This is a genomic window from Nonomuraea sp. JJY05 (genome assembly GCF_043496855.1).
GTDB lineage: Bacteria > Actinomycetota > Actinomycetes > Streptosporangiales > Streptosporangiaceae > Nonomuraea.
In genome coordinates this window covers 52,783-69,870 of the sequence record NZ_JBIEIS010000035.1, presented here as the reverse complement: position 1 = coordinate 69,870, position 17,088 = coordinate 52,783, and the positions used below count along the sequence as shown (strand labels likewise).

At 70.7% G+C, this 17,088-nt stretch carries 16 protein-coding genes; 2 read left to right on the top strand and 14 right to left on the bottom strand.

The window, feature by feature from the left end:
• Positions 1-29: 29 nt before the first annotated feature.
• From ACFKCF_RS42120 to ACFKCF_RS42080, 9 genes are all read right to left on the bottom strand, one after another.
• A complete protein-coding gene (locus ACFKCF_RS42120) occupies positions 30-2,612 on the bottom strand; it encodes a Tat pathway signal sequence domain protein (RefSeq protein ID WP_394500952.1) in 2,583 nt (860 codons plus the stop codon).
• Entirely contained in the window at positions 2,609-3,232 is a 624-nt protein-coding gene (locus ACFKCF_RS42115; RefSeq protein WP_394500951.1) for a rhamnogalacturonan acetylesterase, read from the bottom strand. The genes ACFKCF_RS42120 and ACFKCF_RS42115 overlap by 4 nt, the downstream gene beginning before the upstream one ends.
• Entirely contained in the window at positions 3,229-4,128 is a 900-nt protein-coding gene (locus ACFKCF_RS42110; RefSeq protein ID WP_394500950.1) for a carbohydrate ABC transporter permease, read from the bottom strand. The genes ACFKCF_RS42115 and ACFKCF_RS42110 overlap by 4 nt, the downstream gene beginning before the upstream one ends.
• A 12-nt stretch (positions 4,129-4,140) precedes the next feature.
• Complete coding sequence (locus ACFKCF_RS42105; RefSeq protein WP_394500949.1) at positions 4,141-5,112, bottom strand: ABC transporter permease; 972 nt, start codon at positions 5,110-5,112, stop codon at positions 4,141-4,143.
• Between the two features lie 56 nt (positions 5,113-5,168).
• Positions 5,169-6,602, bottom strand: coding sequence for an extracellular solute-binding protein (locus ACFKCF_RS42100; protein WP_394500948.1), 1,434 nt, complete (start codon positions 6,600-6,602; stop codon positions 5,169-5,171).
• Between the two features lie 116 nt (positions 6,603-6,718).
• Positions 6,719-7,348 (bottom strand): YesL family protein, encoded by a 630-nt coding sequence (locus ACFKCF_RS42095; protein ID WP_394500947.1) that lies wholly within the window; start codon positions 7,346-7,348, stop codon positions 6,719-6,721.
• A gap of 124 nt (positions 7,349-7,472) precedes the next feature.
• The gene (locus ACFKCF_RS42090) at positions 7,473-8,129 is read right to left on the bottom strand and encodes a DUF1961 family protein (RefSeq protein ID WP_394500946.1); all 657 of its coding nucleotides are present in this window, start codon (positions 8,127-8,129) and stop codon (positions 7,473-7,475) included.
• 106 nt (positions 8,130-8,235) lie between these two features.
• Positions 8,236-9,255, bottom strand: coding sequence for a LacI family DNA-binding transcriptional regulator (locus ACFKCF_RS42085; RefSeq protein WP_394500945.1), 1,020 nt, complete (start codon positions 9,253-9,255; stop codon positions 8,236-8,238).
• Positions 9,256-9,588: 333 nt separating this feature from the next.
• Complete coding sequence (locus ACFKCF_RS42080) at positions 9,589-10,245, bottom strand: acVLRF1 family peptidyl-tRNA hydrolase (protein ID WP_394500944.1); 657 nt, start codon at positions 10,243-10,245, stop codon at positions 9,589-9,591.
• A gap of 126 nt (positions 10,246-10,371) precedes the next feature.
• Here ACFKCF_RS42080 and ACFKCF_RS42075 point away from each other — a divergent pair, with 126 nt between their 5' ends.
• Both ACFKCF_RS42075 and ACFKCF_RS42070 read left to right on the top strand, forming a co-directional pair.
• Entirely contained in the window at positions 10,372-11,394 is a 1,023-nt protein-coding gene (locus ACFKCF_RS42075) for an EAL domain-containing protein (protein WP_394500943.1), read from the top strand.
• A 60-nt stretch (positions 11,395-11,454) separates the two neighbouring features.
• Positions 11,455-12,732: an aminotransferase class V-fold PLP-dependent enzyme gene (locus tag ACFKCF_RS42070; RefSeq protein ID WP_394500942.1), complete on the top strand. Its 1,278-nt coding sequence runs from the start codon at positions 11,455-11,457 to the stop codon at positions 12,730-12,732.
• On the opposite strand, the gene ACFKCF_RS42065 is transcribed toward ACFKCF_RS42070, so the two are convergent.
• The 5 genes from ACFKCF_RS42065 to hisG form a co-directional block, all read right to left on the bottom strand.
• Positions 12,733-13,338, bottom strand: coding sequence for a response regulator transcription factor (locus tag ACFKCF_RS42065; protein ID WP_394500941.1), 606 nt, complete (start codon positions 13,336-13,338; stop codon positions 12,733-12,735).
• On the bottom strand, positions 13,335-14,477 hold the full coding sequence (locus ACFKCF_RS42060; RefSeq protein WP_394500940.1) for a sensor histidine kinase: 1,143 nt from the start codon (positions 14,475-14,477) through the stop codon (positions 13,335-13,337). The genes ACFKCF_RS42065 and ACFKCF_RS42060 overlap by 4 nt, the downstream gene beginning before the upstream one ends.
• A complete protein-coding gene (locus ACFKCF_RS42055) occupies positions 14,474-15,208 on the bottom strand; it encodes an ABC transporter permease (RefSeq protein WP_394500939.1) in 735 nt (244 codons plus the stop codon). Before ACFKCF_RS42055 ends, ACFKCF_RS42060 begins: the two co-directional genes overlap by 4 nt.
• Positions 15,208-16,092, bottom strand: coding sequence for an ABC transporter ATP-binding protein (locus ACFKCF_RS42050; protein WP_394500938.1), 885 nt, complete (start codon positions 16,090-16,092; stop codon positions 15,208-15,210). Before ACFKCF_RS42050 ends, ACFKCF_RS42055 begins: the two co-directional genes overlap by 1 nt.
• Positions 16,093-16,185: 93 nt before the next feature.
• Complete coding sequence (gene hisG, locus ACFKCF_RS42045) at positions 16,186-17,031, bottom strand: ATP phosphoribosyltransferase (protein WP_394500937.1); 846 nt, start codon at positions 17,029-17,031, stop codon at positions 16,186-16,188.
• Positions 17,032-17,088 lie beyond the last annotated feature (57 nt).

Below are 17,088 nucleotides of genomic sequence, written 5' to 3'. Positions count from 1 at the left end.
TACAGCGTACCGTACGCCATACGATACGGTTACGACTCCTTCAGATGCGCTCCGATCAGGGCGAGGTTGTGGATGGCGGCCAGCCCGTACTGGGCGGCGCCGTTGGTGCTGACGAAGGGCGCCTCGCGCACCGGGGACAGCACGTCCGGCCCGTCCACCAGAGTCAGGCGCCAGTCCTTCTCCCGCTGCATCGGGTTGCTGTTGAGCTGGTCCCCCTCGTCCAGGGCGAACTTGCGCCATGCCCAGGCGGCCAGGCCGGCGTCGCCCGTGCGGGCGGCCGCGTACGCGGTGAGCCTGCTGTGCGCCTGGATCAGCGAGATCCCGCTCAGCCGCTCCCCCACCTCCGCCTCCTGCTGCTCGGGCGGCGCGAGGTAGAGGCGGCAGTACTGCAGCCACGCCTGCTCGAACCCGGGCACGTCCAGGTCGAGCGCGATCAGCTCCGCGCACATCTCCGGCAGCCCGAACAGCGACGACAGGTGCGAGACGGAGATCTTGTCCCGGGAGACGTCGAAGCGCCCGGTCGCCAGGTCCAGCCGGGCCTCGCCGGTGAGGAAGCCGTTCGGCAGCGCGCCGATGTCGGCCATCGTGCCCAGCAACCGGTCTCTGGCCCGCTCGTCGCCGTAGCGCTCCCACCGGGTCAGCCACGCGGCAGCGAGCGATCCCCAGTCGGTGCCGAGGCCCACCGACAGCGCCGACGGGTCCGGCGTGTAGACGTCCTCGCGCACCTTGCGCTGGGGGTCGATGACGGTGAACGTCTCCTCGGGGACGCTCAGCTCGTCCATCAGGTCGCCCGTGCGCTCGTCGGCGGTCAGGTAGTAGTAGAAGCGGCGGTAGGCGGCGTTGGAGATGCGCAGCTGCTTGCAGCTGCACCCCCAGTGCTGCACGTTGTGCCTGCTGCCCAGGCCCTTCCAGCGGCCGGCGTGGTAGACGTCGACCTCGCCGGTGTGGCGGGTCATCGACTCGGCGAAGCGGAAGACGTCCGGCCGGCCCGTGCGCAGATACTGCAGCCACAGCCACAGGTCGGGCGAGAGCTCGGAGTTGTCCCAGGCGTAGCCGCCCACGTCGTAGCGCCAGGTGTGGCGGTCCGGGTCGTAGGTGTGCATCACGTCGCCGTAGTCCCAGAACCCGTACCACCTGCGCTGCTCGCGCTCGCGCACGTACAGGTCGAACAGGAAGTCCAGCCGGTCCTCGATCTCGGCGTGGGCGGGCGTCGAGCGGTCGGGCAGCTCCCAGACGCCGAAGACGCCCGCCTCGCGCATCCGCTCGGGCGCCACGGCCAGCAGCCCCGGCTGGTTCATCGCGGTCGCGTGCCGGGACAGGTCCTGCGCGGACGGCGTGGTCTCGTAGGCGCGCAGGGTCAGCTCGTGCGTGCGCGCCACGCCGTGCGCGTCGCCGAAGCCGGGCTCGTAGTCCTCGTAGGTGATCTCCAGGCCCTCCAGCTGCTCGGCGAAGGTGTCCTGGCCCATGCCGTCGTGGTAGAAGCGCAGGTCCATGGCGGGCGCGGAGGGCGACCACAGCCAGACGGTCACGGTGGCCAGGTCGGTGGCCGCGTTCCTGACGTCGAGGCGGGTGGGGTGCAGGCGCCAGAAGTCGCGCAGCCCGAAGCCGAGGCCGCCGCCCACGCCGCCGACGTAGCCGTAGCCGGCCGAGCGGGTGCCGGAGGGGATCGTCACCCAGGAATGGCCCTCGGCCGTGCGCTTGCGCAGCGTGAAGCCATCGGCCGAGCCCTGGTCGAGGGTGTAGTCGTTCCAGGTGGGGATGAGGTGCAACCGGCCCGCGACCTCGGGGGCGATCTCCCCGGCCGGGCGCCCTTCGACCTGCGCCCGCCGTACGGACTCGCCGGGGTCGCGGCGCAGGCCGGTCAGCCCGCGCACGGCCTCGGTGAGGAAGCCGCCGCTGCCGGCCAGGCGTACGTGCCGGTCGTGCGGCTCGTCCCGCATGACCACGTCGGCGCGCAGCCCCAGACCGGCCAGGAAGTCGCGCTCGGGGTCGCCGTCCCAGACGAACGTGTGCATGATCCGCACCTGCTCGGCGCCCGCGTGGAAGTACAGGCGCACCGTGAACGGCAGCCAGTCGCCGTGCCGGCCCTCCAGCCGGACGACCGCGCGCACGGGCCCGTCCTGCTCGACCGTGACCGTCTCGACCTGCCCGGTGGCCTGCGTACGGGCCACCGGGCCGCCCTCGTCGGGGGTGGGCTCGCCCTGGCGGAGGCTGACCAGGCGCACGTCCCTGGCGATCTCGCGGCTCCCGCGCGAGATCGAGCGGGCCAGCGTGCCGCCGGACTCCTCGATCGTCCAGGTGACCACGCCGGTGCTCACGCTCAGCACGCCGTCCCGGCGGGCGACGGTGACGGGGGTGGCCGCCGCGGCGGGCTCGCGGCCGGCCTCGATCCGGTACGACAGCGCCGCGGGCCGCGCGCCGATCGCGTGGGCCGACCACTTGACCGAGCCGTCGGGCCAGGTGGCGCTCACCCAGCTCTGCACGGGCACCTCGCGGCCCTCCGGGTCGGCCAGCGCGAACGGCGCGTCCCGCTCGACCGCGCCGCGCGGCCACGGGACCCCCCAGGTCACCCCCTGCTCCCCCGGTCGGTCCAGCCAGCGCAGTGCGGTCATCGAATGATCTCCTTCAGTCGCGTCGCGACGATCGCGGCCACCTCGTCGGCGCCGCGGAAGCTGAAGTGGGTGTCGTCGGCCACCCCGTCGGGGTGGAGCGGGTGCTCCCCCGGCGGGAAGTGCGTCAACAGGGCCTTGGAGCCGTCGGGGCCGAGCCGCTCGTACAGCTCGGTCGTGGCGGCGGTCAGGTCGATCAGCGGCACGCCCTCGGCGGCGGCCAGCGCCCGCACCCGGTCGGGGTAGTCGCCGTGCGTGGGCACCAGCCGGTCGCCGTCGAACCTGCGCCGCTGCACCGGCGTGCACAGCACCGCCGACGCCCCCGCCCCGCGCGCCTCCTCGACGAAGGCGCGCAGGTTGTCCTGGTACGGGATCGCCGGATCCTTCTGGTCGTTGTGCCCGAACTGGATCACGACCACGTCTCCGGGCGCGACCTCGCGCAGCAGCGCCGCCCACAGCCCCTCGGCCCGGTGGCTGGCCGTGGTGGCGCCGCCCTTGGCGAAGTTGCGCACGGGCTCGCCCGCGTACGCGCCGAGCTGCGCCCCCCACCCGGACATGGGCGCCTCCCAGGCCGGGCACGAGGCGACCGTCGAGTCACCGGCCAGGAGGATGGCGCGGCTCACTCCTTGACGCCCCCGATCAGGACGCCCTTGGTGAAGTGCTTCTGCAGGAACGGGTAGAAGAACAGGATCGGCAGCGTCGCGATCACCACGACCGCGAACTTCAGGCCCTGCTCCGGCGGCACGAACGTCCTGTCCATGTTCGCCAGCGCGTCGGCCTGGTCGGCGCTGGTCAGCTGGCGCACCAGGATCTGCAGCGTCCACTTGCTGGGGTCGCTGATGTACAGCAGCGGCGACATGTAGTCGTTCCAGATGGCCACCGCGTAGAACAGCGCGAAGGTCGCGATGATCGGCCTCGACAGCGGCAGAACGATCTTGAAGAAGACGCCCATCTCGTTGCAGCCGTCGATGCGCGCCGCCTCCTCCAGCGCCTGCGGCAGCTCCTGGAAGAAGCTCTTCACGATGATCAGATAGAACGGATTGATCGCCAGCGGCAGGATCAGCGCCCAGTAGCTGTCCAGCAGCCCCATGTCGCGCACCACCAGGTAGGTGGGGATCATGCCGCCGGAGAAGACCAGCGTGAAGATCACCAGGTTGAGCACCAGCGTCCGGCCCGGCAGGTACCGCTTGGCCAGCGGATACGCCATGGAGAACGTCAGCACCAGTTGCACCACCGTGCCCACCGCCGTCACGACGATGGTCGTGAGCAGGGCGCGGACGAAGGTGGGGGTGGAGAAGATGAACCTGTACGTGTCCGTGACGAACTTCTCCGGCCACAGGAAGAACGGCCGCGCGGCGATCTCCGCCTCGCTCGCGAAGGACCCCGCCAGCACGTACAGCAGCGGCAGCACCGTGATCAGCGCCAGGCCGACGAGCACGGCGACGTTGATCATGTCGAACACCCGGCTGCCCACGGTGCTGTACTCGGTGCTCAGCTTCTTGTGCTTCATGCTGTTCATATCAAGGGCCCCTTAGAGCAGTCCACGCTGGCCGAGGCGCTTGGCCAGCCAGTTGGAGCCGAAGATCAGGATGCAGCCGACGACACCCTTGAACACGCCGACGGCGGTGGAGTAGCTGATGGCACCCTGGGTGATGCCGGTGTAGTAGACGTAGGTGTCGAACACGTCGGCCACGGAGCGGTTCAGCGAGGTGGTCATGAGCCAGATCTGCTCGAAGCCCGTGTCGAGCAGGTTGCCCGAGGTGAGGATGGCCATGACGACGATCGTGGGGCGGATCGCGGGCAGCGTGACGTGCCAGAGCTGGCGGAAGCGGCCGGCGCCGTCCATGCGTGCCGCCTCGTACAGCTGCGGGTCCACCCCGGCCAGCGCGGCCAGGTAGATGATCGTGCCCCAGCCGGTCAGCTTCCACAGCTGCTGCAGGATGATCAGCGGCCGGAACCACTCCTCCTGCGCTATGTAGTCGATCTTCGCGGTGTCGCCGAGTATGTCGCGGATCCATCCGGCGAGCACCCCGTAATCCGCGGAGAACAGCAGATACGTCAGCGACGCGACGATCGTCCAGGACAGGAAGTGCGGGATGTACATCACCGACTGGACCGAACGCTTGAGCACGTTGATCCGCAGCTCGTTCAGCAGCAGCGCGACGACGATCGGCGCGGGGAAGATGAAGACCACGGTCAGGAGCGCCAGGAACAGCGTGTTGAACATCAGCCGGCCGAAGTCCGGCCCGGTGAACAGGTCCTGGAAGTGCTGGAAGCCCACCCAGGGGCTGCCGGAGTAGCCGAGGAACGGCAGGAAGTCCTGGAAGGCGATGGTGATGCCGTACATCGGCAGGTACTTGAAGAGCGCGAAGTACACGACGCCCGGAAGGAGCATCAGGTAGAGCCAGCGATAGCGCGCGAGGGACGCGCCCAATCCCGGCCTCCGGCGTCGGCCGGGCTTGCTCGCCGCCCTCGCGGGAGGCGGCGCCAGGTCGGTGGCCACAGCGGCCTCCTTTCATGTGAGGGGCCCGGGCGCGCGGCCCGGGCCCCTCAGGCGGATCAGTTGGTGCCGAGCTTGGAGACCAGGTCGTTGATCTCGGCGGCGACCTGCGTGCCGCCGGCGTCGTACCAGCGCTTGATCTCGCCCTTCAGCTGCTCTTCGGTCATCTCACCCGACAGGTACTTGATCCGGGCGTCGGGGATGATGTCGTCGAGCTGCGCGCCCTTGGCGACCTTCGTGGGTGAGACCACGGGCAGTGCCGGGTTGAACACGGCCGTCTTGAGGTCCTCGTTCATCAGGTCGTAGCCCAGCTTGATGATGTCCTTGTACGGCTGGCCGGACGGCGTGCGCGCGTAGGCGAGGCCGCCGTACGTCGTGTCGCCCTTGAAGCCGAGCTGGGTGAAGGCCTGGTCGACGTTGTCCTGGACGACCCTGACCGCCGGGTCGGTCTCGTTGATCAGCGCGGCGGTGTCACCCTCGGCCTTGAAGTTGCGCCCCTCGATGCCGTTCTGGACCAGGACCTGGCCCTCCTTGGTCCCCAGCTTGTCCAGGACCTTCAGGACGTTGTCGAGGTCCTGCTCGGTCCGCACGCTCTGCTTGGAGATCGCGATGGCGTCGTTGTAGCCGGTGAACGGCAGGGAGAACTTCTTGCCGTCGGCGCGCTTGAGGTTGCCGACCATGGCGACCTTGTCGCCGTAGTCCTTGTCGCCGTCGTCCCTGAACTTGTCGAGCAGCGCCCTGGCGCGGACGTTCACGTCGATGATGATGCCGCCCTTGCCCTGGAAGAACGGATCGTCCCACTTGGCCGTGTCGTAGCTGGCGAAGTCCGGGTTGACCAGACCCTCGTCGATCATCTTCTTCAGGAACTTGTTGGCCTCGAGGAACTCGGGGGTGTCGAAGCCGGGGACCAGCTTGCCGTTGCGCTCGCCCCACTCGTTCGGGGCGCCGAACCAGGTCTCGAGCGTGTCGTAGGGGCTGGCGCTGGCGTACTTGCCCGGCCACTTCGGGATGATCAGGCCGTAGGTGTCCTTCTTGCCGTTGCCGTCGGGGTCCTTCTCGGTGAACGCCTTGGCGATGGTGTAGAGATCGTCGACCGTCTCGGGCAGCTTCAGGTCGAGCTTCTCCAGCCAGTCCTTGCGGAGCATGACCGCCGAACGCAGCATGGGCCGCCACCGGGGGATGGCGAAGGACTTGCCGTTGACGGAGGCATTCAGCTGGCGGCGCTCGTCCGTCGGCTTCAGGTTCGGGTACTTGGCCAGCTTGTCGGTCAAATCCCAGAACGCCCCGGCCTGTGCGGCCTTGACGAACGCCGGACCGTGCGGGTCCACGACGATGAGCTGCGGCATGTTGCCCGAAGCCAGCGTGACGTTGACCTTGTCGGCGTACTCGGCGTTGGGGACCCAGGTGATCTTGAGCTTCTTGCCGAGGAACTTCTCGACCGCCTGCTGCATCTCGCCCTTCGGGTCGGGCGCGGCGCCGAACAGCTTGGTCATGATGGTCAGCGTGTTGGGATCGCTGGCGGGCGCGTCACCGCCGGAGCAGGCCGAGGCGGTGAGTGCAGCCGTGAGCGTTAACACACCGGCGAGAAGCCGGCGACGACGGGATGCGCTCATGAGTTCCCTTTCGAATGCAGACGCGCCTCGTTCTCCGCGAAGAAGCGCTGGCAGAGCCACGTGTTGAGATAGATCCACGCGCCGAAGCTGATCACCGGCGCGAGGATGGGCGCCGCCGAGGTCGCGTAGGCGATGGCTGAGAGCGCTAGCAGCAACAGCACGGACGAGGCCGGGCGCAGGAGCGCTAGCTGCACCGCCTTGGGCCAGTAGGCCCGCAGCGGCAGATCGTAGTGCGCGTACAGCGGTCCCACGTACGCCCCCACACCGGCGAGTGCGATGAGCGCCACAAAGGTCGCGATCCGCAACGCTCCCATGCTGGGCCCGAGAGCGGAGAGGTACAGATAGTTGCCGACCAGGACGGTCGCCAGCGCCGCCACAGGCAGGACCAGCAGCGAGGCCCGGGCGAACTCCCGTCGGTAGACGGTCCAGAATTCGGCCCAGGCGTGAAACGATTCATTACGAGTCCGCCGCCGAGCCAGCGTGTACGCGGCGACAGTGGCGGGCCCGAGCCCGCCGATGACGCCTCCAGCGAGCGTGAAGACGATCCACATCAGGTTCAGCTGGACCACCCAGATGAGCTCTGAGCAGGCAGCTTGAAGCCTGATAGACATGGCGGGATGGTTCATCCGGCACCACCTCTCGTGGCATGTGCACGGATACGGGGGTGGGGTTGTTGCACCGCGATTCCTGCCCCGTTACAAGCCAGTGAACGGCGGTGTGGTGCGAAATTAGTGTTGAATCGACTCAAAGTCAATGACGAGACACCCGGAGATTTGCGTACTCTCCGATCAGCGGGGCCATCTGCCGGAACCCGACCTTGCCTCCTGCCAGGGCGGGACCGCCGATCGAGCCGTCGTCCGCCCACCGGAACGAGACCAAATCGTTGACCGAGAACGTGATCGTCCCGGCCTCGACCTCGAGGCGCATCGCGTACGGCCCCTCGGCGTCCAGCACCGCGGGCAGCGGGTCGGGACCCTGCGCGACCAGGTGGAAGCCGTGGCTCTTGCGCAGGTTGCAGGTGTGCAGGGCGCGCTCCGAGGCCCACATCCGGCGGAAATAGGAGACGTGGTAGGCGTCGATGTCGCCATGGTGGTACTGGTCATAGGGCCCGGTGCGGGTGGCCAGGCCCGGGTCGAACAGGTCCTCGCCGCTCCTGCCGCGGGCGTGGAAGAACATGATGGCCAGGCCGGGTTCGCGGATGGGCCAGAAGTCCCACTCGATCCGCACGTCGGCGGGGAACTCCTCGGGACACCAGAGCACCAGATTGGCCGCCTGGCCGTCCGAGGGCGGTCTGAGGCTCTCCAGGCGCAGGCGGCCCTGGGGGAACGAGGTGGCGCCGTCCCCCTCCAGGCGGAATCCTGCCAGGTCATCGGGGGTGGCCAGGGGATTGCTGTAGAGCTCGGTCAAGAGACCTCCTTCGAGGGGTCGCTCGGCTCGCCGGGAACGCGCGCAGCCGAACGGGGCCGGCGGGCGCGCGGCCTCCGGCGATGAATCGGTTCATGGACGCGCGGGGTCAGGCGCGCCGATCGAACGCGCTCGACTCCCGGATCACCAGGTCGGGCTGGAAGATGACCTGCCGGTGCCGATGCTGCTCAGGGTCGGCGACCTCTTCGAGCAGCAGGTCGATCGCCGTACGTCCGAGCAGCTCACGCGGCTGCCGGATCGACGACAGCGGCACCGCGGCGGCCGCGGCGAAGTCGATGTCGTCGTACCCGATGATGGCCAGATCCTCGGGCACGCGTAGTCCGTGCGTGGCCATCGCTTGTAAGAAGCCCAGCGCCATCATGTCGTTCGCGCAGAACGCCGCCGTCGGCCGCTCGTCGGCGGGCAGCGCCGCGACGCGCTCCCCGACGGCCCGGCCCTCCGCGACGGTCAGCGTGGGGGCGGTGGAGGTGAGCAGCTCGACCGCGCCGTCGGCCGCGGCGACGGCGCTGCTGACGCCCGCGTGCCGGTCGGCCACCTGTCTTATGGACGTCGGCCCGCCGACGAACATGATCCGCCGGTGCCCCCGCTCGATCAGATGGGCGCCGGCGATCTGGCCGCCGAGCCGGTCGTCGACCGCCACCGAGCACTGCAGGCCGGTCGCGGGGCTGTCGACCAGCACCACGGGCGTGCCGCGGGCGGCCAGCTCCTCCAGCCAGGGGCTCTCCATCTCCACCGGGGTGATCAGTATGCCCATGACGCGCTGCTGTTCGAGCTGGTCGAGGTGGCGACGCTCGCGACCGGGGTCGCCGGCGCTGTTGCAGAGCACCACCATCGAGTCGTGGTCGTCGGCCACCGACTCGGCGCCCTGGGCCACGTCCACGAAGAACGGGTTGGAGACGTCGAGCACGACGAGGCCGACCGTGCGGCTACGGCCCACCCGCAGGTGGCGGGCCACCTCATTGCGGACGAAGCCCAGTTTCTTGATCGCTTCGAAGACGCGTTCGCGTGTGGCGGGGGACACGATCTCCGGGCGGTTGAGCACATTGCTCACCGTGCCCACCGAGACGCGCGCCAGCTGCGCGACCTCCTTGATGTTCCTGGTCGCCATCGATCCTCACGAGGCCGTGCTGCTTGAAATGCATAATCCGCTACTTGGCGGTGGTCCGCTGGACGCGGCCCACCGAGGTGCTGCGGCGGGCCGCCGTGACGGGTCCACCGTGGATGCGCCCTACCGCCACCTGCGGCGATCCGCTGGACGCGGTACGCCGTGGGCGCAGGGACAACGGACGAACCGCCGATGACGGTCCTCCGCGAACTCTCGCATCATAGCGGCATTCAAGATTCTTTTGAATCGTCTCAAACTCTCAAACCGGTCACGGGGCCGCGTGAAGGGAGCCCCCACGCAACTCGGCGTGCGGACGCGGGGCGCGGGGGCGCGGGGTCAGGGTGGGTCGATGACGCGGACGCGGGTGGCGCGGAAGGAGGCCGGGGTGTCCCGGAGCACCGCCAGCCGCGGATCCGGCACCACCAGGAACGGCTCGGTCTCCAGAGCCAGCAGGGGCGCGAGCCGCCGATCGGTGCGCAGGGCGTCCATGGCCCGGCGGTCCCCGCCCAGCACCACCCCGTCCAACTCCCCCAGGTACGGCGTCAGCACCCGTACCGCCGTCTCCACCGCGTCGTCGTACGCCTGCGCCGCCTGGTTGCTCCGCCGCCGGGCGAAGCGCTGCTGCGACCACCCGCCCGCCGCCGTGCGCCCCTGCACCAGCCGCGACCCCACCTTGGAGGCCACCAGCGACGCCCCGGAGAAGACCCCCGCCGCATAGCCCCCGAGCCGCACCAGGAACACCCCCACCCGCCGCGCGGCCTGGGCGTGGGAGACGAGCCGGGTGACGTGCGGCGGCCCCGGCGGCGTCATGGGTGGGAACGGCACGTGCAGCTCGGCCACGGCCCCGTCGTCGGCGAGCAGCCGCACGGTCCGCTCGTCGCCGGTCGCCGTGAAGGGCCCGTGCCGCCCCGCGAACCCGTCGATCCACGGATGCAGGCGCTCCGGCGGCACGGTGACCCACCGGCCGCCACCCCTCGCCGGACGCGCGCTCATGCCCGAAGGCTAACCGAATGAGGTTCCCCGCGGCCAAGCCGCCGCTCACCGGAGAGAAAACGAAATGTCGGTTAATTCTGCTGATTGGGCCTTCAGCGGCGCCCGTGACTCCACCACGATCTGTACGTGTCCTCCCTGCTCACCAGCCCAATGGTGGATCTCGACACCGGGGCAGTAATCGCCCACCCGGCCGTCGTCGACTCCGCGGGCACGCTGAGGGCGGCTCCCCTGCCCATGGTGCTGGAGCTGCCCGTCAGGGTCGTCCTGGCGGGCGCGGGTGCCCTGGCGCCCCTGCACGAGGCGCTGCGAAGGGCGGGCAGGCATCCCCGCGAGGCGATCCTGCTGCTCACTGGACCGTGCCAGGAACAGGACCGGCCGCTGCTCAAGGTCGGGATCGACGGCCTGCGCACGATCGGCTACCTGCTCGGCTTCGCCGACGTCGGCACCGGCGGCGCGGCCCTGGGCCTGGTCGCCGACGCGAGCCCGTACCTGCTGGCCCTCGACCCCGAGACGGTCACGCGGATCCCGGGCGACCATCGCGCGGCCGCGGTGGCGCGGTCGGTGGTGACGCTGGCCCGCGGCATCGGCGCCCACGTGCTCGCCCCCGGCGTCGAACGCGAGCCGCAGGTCGCGGTGGCCCGCGGCCTCGGCGTACGGCTGGCGCACGGCCCCCTGCTGGCCCCCGGCCCCGACGGCAAGATCCGGGTGCCGCTCCCCGTCACCGACGAGCCCGCCTCGGTCATGCTCGGGCCGCGCGTCCAGGAGCTGCTGATCCCGGCGGTGACGCTGCCCGCGGAGGCCAAGGCGGAGGAGGCGGTGAAGGCGTTCGGGCACGAGCCGACGATCACCAGCGTGATCCTGGTGGACGAGTTCCAGCGGCCCAAGGGCAGTCTTGACCGCAGCCGGTTCCTGCTGTCGTTCGCGGCCCGGTACGGGCACGCGCTGCACGGCGCCAAGCCGGCGCAGCGGCTGGCCGACCCGCCCCGCACCGTGCCGCGGACGACCCCGGCGATCGCGGCCATGCAGGCGGCGGGCCGGGACGCGGCCCGCGTCTATGACGACCTGGTGGTCACCGACGAGATGAACCGCTGCCTCGGCATCGTCCGCGTCTCCGACCTGATCAGGCAGGTCACCGCAATCAAGAGCTGAAAGAGGTCCGCGTGGGTCCTGGGCGCGGGAGCGTGGCCGGGATAGGAAGTAGCCATGCGGGTGGACAGGAGAACCCTGCTCGGGGCGGGGATGCTGGCCGGGATGTCGGCCGCGTGCACGACGGGCACACCTCCGGTGAAGCCGGAGTTCGACCCCGGCGACTGGGCGTCCGTGCGGGCCCAGTTCGCATTGGACCCGGCCTACGGGCAGTTCGCGGCGTTCGTGCTGGCGCCCGCCCCGGCCCCGGTCCGCGAGACGATCGCCAAGCACCGCGACGCCCTGGACGCCGACCCCGAGTACACGCCGCCCGGCGCGGGGTCGCCCGACCAGACGGTACGCGAGGCCGCGGCCCGCTATCTGGGCGCCAGGGCGGAGGAGGTCGCGCTGACCGACAGCACCACCATGGGCCTGGCCCTGCTCTACTCCGGCCTCAGGCTGCGCCCCGGCCAGGACGTGCTGACCACCGAGCACGACTTCCTCGCCACCCACGAGGGGCTGCGGCTGCTGGCCGAGCGCACGGGCGCGAAGGTGCGCAAGGTCAGGCTGTACGACGACCCGGCCCGCGCCGACGCCGGCCGGATGGTGGAGGCGGTCAAGGCCGCTCTCGGCCCGCGTACCAGGGTGGTCGCGGTCACCTGGGTGCATTCGAGCACCGGCGTGCGCGTGCCAGTCCGCGCCATCGCCGACATGCTCGCCGAGGCGAACAAGGGCCGCGACGAGCACGACAGGGCGCTGCTGTGCGTGGACGGCGTGCACGGGTTCGGCGCGATGGCCGACGGCCCCGGCGACCTGGGCTGCGACTTCCTGGCCAGCGGCACGCACAAGTGGCTGTTCGGGCCGCGCGGCACCGGCATCGTGTGGGGCAAGGCCTGGGACGCGCTCTCCCCCATCATCGCCAGCTTCAGCGGAGCGTCGTTCCAGGCGTGGCAGGGCGGCGCCTCCCCGGGGGCGAGCACGGCGGAGCTGGTCACGCCGGGCGGTTACAAGGCGTTCGAGCACCGGTGGGCGATGCCGCAGGCGTTCGGGTTCATGACGGCGATCGGCAAGGACCGGGTGCGGCGGCGCACGCAGGAGCTGGCCACCAGGCTCAAGGACGGCCTGGCCGGCATCCCGCACGTCACACTCGCCACGCCGCGGGCGCCCGAGCTGTCGGCGGGCCTCGTGTGCTGCTCGATCGAGGGCATGGCGCCGCTGGAGGCCGTCGACCGGCTGCACGCGAGCAAGGTGATCGCGAGCGTGACGCCGTACGACCCGCCGCTGCTGCGGTTCGGCACCAGCATCGTGACCACCCCCGAGCAGGTGGACCAGGCGGTCAAGGCGGTGGCCCGGCTCCGCTGATCAGAGCCACCCCTGGACCTTGGCGCGCTGCACCGCCTCGATGCGGTTGCGGGCGTGCGTCTTCTGGATGGCCGAGGACAGGTAGTTGCGCACGGTCCCCTCCGACAGGTGCAGCTTGCCGGCGATGTCGCCGATCGTGGAGCCGTCCACCGCCGCCTCCAGCACGTCGCGCTCCCGCGCCGACAGCGGGTTGGGCCCGGCGCTGAGCGCCGCCGCGGCGAGCCCGGGGTCGATCACCCGCTCCCCCGCGTGCACCCGCCGGATGGCCGCCGCCAGTTCCCTGGCCGGGCTGTCCTTGACCAGGAACGCCGAGGCGCCCGCCTCCATGGCGGTGCGCAGGTAGCCGGGCCGCCCGAACGTGGTCAGGATCATCACCCGGCATCCGGGCACCTGCCGGGTGATGCCGGCGCACGCCGCGAGCCCGTCCATGCCGGGCATCTCGATGTCCAGCAGCGCGATGTCGGGCCGGACCTCGGCGGCGACCGCGACCGCCTCCTCCCCGTTGGCGGCCTCGCCGGCCACCTCGATGTCGGGCTCCAGGCCCAGCAGGGACGCCAGCGCGCCGCGGATCATGCCCTGGTCCTCCGCCAGCATCACGCGGATCACGCGCACGCCTCCTTGCCGGCCGGCACCAGCACCCGCAGCCGGTGGCCGCCGCCCCGCGCGGGGCCCGCCTCCACCGCGCCGCCCGCGCCCGCCACCCGCTCGTTGAGCCCGCTCAGCCCGCTGCCCATCTCGTACGGCCCGTCGCCGCCCGTTCCGTTGTCCATGATCTCCAGGGTGGCGTGTCCGCCGTCGAACGTCACCTTGATCTCGCACCGGGTGGCCCGCGCGTGGCGCACGACATTGGTGACGCCCTCGCGTACGGACCAGCCGAACAGCCCGTCGAGCAGCTCGGGCAGCGGCGTGCCGGAGACCCGCACCTCGGCCGCCACGCCCGCCGCCCGTAACACGGTCCTGGCGTTGTCGAGCTCCTCGGGCAGGCTGCGCTGGCGGTAGCCGGTGACGGCCTCCCGCACCTCCGTCAGGGCCTTCCTGGCGACGGTCTCGATGTCGGCGATCTCCCTGTGCGCCTGCGGCGAGTCCTCGGACAGCCGTCCGGCCAGCTCGCTCTTGAGCACGATCAGCGACAGGCTGTGCCCGAGCAGGTCGTGCAGGTCGCGGGCGATGCGCAACCGCTCCTCCGTGGCCGCCAGCCGCGCCACCTCGTCCTGGGCCAGGCGCAGCTTGACGGCCAGCGCCCTGGTGTTGCGCACGCTGATGAACAGCACGCCGAGTGTCACCACCTGCAGGCCCAGCACGATGATCGTGCCGGCGTCGTCGTGGTTGACCAGACCCGCGCCGACGACAACGGCCAGCTGGGCGAGCACGGCCACGATGGCCCAGGCGGGCGGCAGCGTGAACCCGTACAGCACGACGGTGTAGACCGGCAGGCTCAGCCAGGAGCCGCCGAAGGCGGTGGCGCCCACCACGCCGAGCACGCTGGTCACCAGGAGCAGCGGATAGGTCAGGCGGCTGTGATCGAACATGCCCTTGTTGATCAGCACCGTCGTGAGGAAGAAGGCGATGAAGGTGACGAGCAGCACCCCCGCCCACACGGCCCGGGCCCCCGTCAGGGTGCCTCCCACGATCTCGCTGATGGGGAAGACCAGGTAGACCAGGCCCACGGAGATGCCGAGGAGCCGCCGCTTGCGCGACGGCTTGGCATCCGCGTCCCCGAAGGTGATCCTCTCGGCGAAGCTCATGACCGTACGGTAGCCCGGCGGTAGAGGAAGACGGCAGCGCCCCCGAGCACGATCCCCCATCCGGCGACGACCAGCACGTCCGTCAGGGGCAGTCCCTGGCCGGCGACGAGGCTCTGGCCCAGCCTGGCGTAGTGGAACGACGGGGTGACGTCCGCGACCGTGCGCATGGTGTCGCCGAGCGCCTCGGGCGGGAACCACAGCCCGCCGGCGATCGCCAGCGCGAACATGCAGATCATCGCGGCCGGCTGGGCGGCGTCGGCCGAGAGCACGGACCCGATGGCCAGGCCCAGCGCGACGAACGGCAGCACGCCGAGCCAGAGTGCGAGCAGCAGCTCCGCCCACGTGCCGAGCGACAGCGACACGTGCTGCTGCACCACGGCGGCCAGGCTCACCAGCACCAGCGAGGGCAGTACCAGCACCATGGTGGCGGCGAGCTTGGTCACGATGATGGCCCAGCTCGGCAGCGGGGTGATCTGGAGCTGGCGCAGCCAGCCGGACTGCCGCTCGGTGGCCCACGGGACGGCCGAGCTCATCATGGACGAGGCCAGCGCCCCGTAGGCGGCCATCGACACCATCAGGATGACGCTGTATCTCACGCCGCCGGCGTCGGTCTGGTTGCCGTAGATGTTGGCGTTGATGAGGTAGAGCAGGACGGGGAAGGCGACCACGAAGATCAGGTAGCGCCGGTTGCGCAGCATCCTCAGGGCCTCGGTCTTGGCGTAGTAGAGCATCAGGACTCCCTGGTGAGGGCGAGGAAGGCGGATTCGAGGTCGGCGCTGGAGAGCTTCAGCTCGCGCACCTCGAGGGTGGTGCCCCGGTAGAGCGCGGCGAGGGTGGCGTCGGTGTCGGCGGTGTGGAGGGTGGCGACGCCGCCGGCGACGTCCACGGCGGTCACCCCGGGCAGCCGGTCGAGCCCGGCGGCGGGCTGCTCGCCGAGGGCGAAGCTGACGCTGTGGCCGCCGGCCCCGGCCTTGATCTCGGCGGCGGTGCCGTCGGCGGCCAGCCGGCCCCTGGCGATGACGATCACCCGGTCGGAGTGCTCGTCGGCCTCCTCCAGGTAGTGGGTGGCGAACAGCACGGTCCTGCCGCCGGAGGCGTAGTCGTGCATGCTGGCCCAGAAGCGCAGTCTCGATTCCACGTCCATGGCCGCGGTCGGCTCGTCGAGCAGCAGGATCCTGGGCGCCCCCGCGATGGCCAGGGCGAACCTGACGCGCTGTGACTGGCCGCCGGACAGCTTGTTCGCCCGCCGGCCCGCGAGCTCGGTCAGGTCGGCCAGCTTGAGGATCTCGTCCAGGGCGAGGGGGTTCGGGTAGAGGCGGCGTACCAGGTCGATGAGCTCTTTGACGGACAGCTCGGGGATGAGCGCGCCGTTCTGCAGCATGGCGCCCATCTGGCCGGCCCGGACGGCCTCGTCGGGGGTGCGGCCGTGCACGGCGACCGTGCCCGCGGTGGGCTTGAGCAGGCCGAGCAGGAGGTTGATGGAGGTGGACTTGCCGGCGCCGTTGGGGCCGAGCAGGGCCACCGTCTTCCCGGGCTCGATGGCCAGGGAGAGGTCGTCGACGGCGAGCACGTCCCCGTAGTGCTTGCTGACGTGGTCGAACACGATGGCGTTCATGGAAGGAACGCTATGGCCGGGCCCTCCGGGCGGTTAGTGCGTTACCTCCGGCGTTGGCCGTGACATTTGTCAGGCCAACGCCGGGGCCGGACGTCACACGCGGCAGGCGTAGATGTCGGTGACGAGGATCGCCCGCGCGCCGATGTCCCAGAGCTGGTCCATCACCCGCTGGTGGCCCTGGCGGCGGACCATGACGCGCACGGCCACCCAGCCCTCGCGGTGCAGCGGGGAGACCGTGGGGCCCTCCATGCCGGGCGTGAGCGCGATGGCCTCCTCGATGCGCTCGACCCGGATGTCGTAGTCCATCATCACGAAGTCGCGGGCGTGCACGACGCCCTGGAAACGGCGGACGAGCTGCTCGACGGCGGGCGTGTCGGGCACGCTCTGCTGCTTGATCAGCACCGCCTCCGAGCGCATGATCGGCTCGCCGAACACCTCCAGGCCGACGTTGCGCAGCGTGGTGCCGGTCTCGACGACGTCGGCCACGGCGTCGGCCACGCCGAGCCGGATGGCGGTCTCGACGGTGCCGTCGAGCTTGATCACGCGGGCGTCGACGCCCTGGTCGGAGAGGTACTTGTCGAGCAGGCCCGCGTAGGAGGTGGCGATGCGGCGGCCGTTGAGGTCCGCGGCCGAGGTCATCGTGCCGGCCGCGGCGGCCAGGCGGAAGGTGGAGCCGCCGAAGCCGAGCGACATGATCTCCTCGACCGGCGCGCCGGAGTCGACCAGCATGTCACGGCCGGTGATGCCGACGTCGAGCGTGCCTTCGCCGACGTAGACGGCGATGTCGCGGGGTCGCAGGAAGAACAGCTCGCAGCCGTTGGCCTCGTCGACGACGACGAGCTCCTTGCTGTCCCTGCGGGGCCGGTAGCCGGCCTCCTTGAGCATGTTCTGGGCCGCCTCGCTGAGCGAGCCCTTGTTGGGTACTGCCAGACGCAGCATGTCAGGGTCCTCGATCTGTCTCGCTGTTGCTTCTCCAGGGGCTTGGTGGCGGGCGCC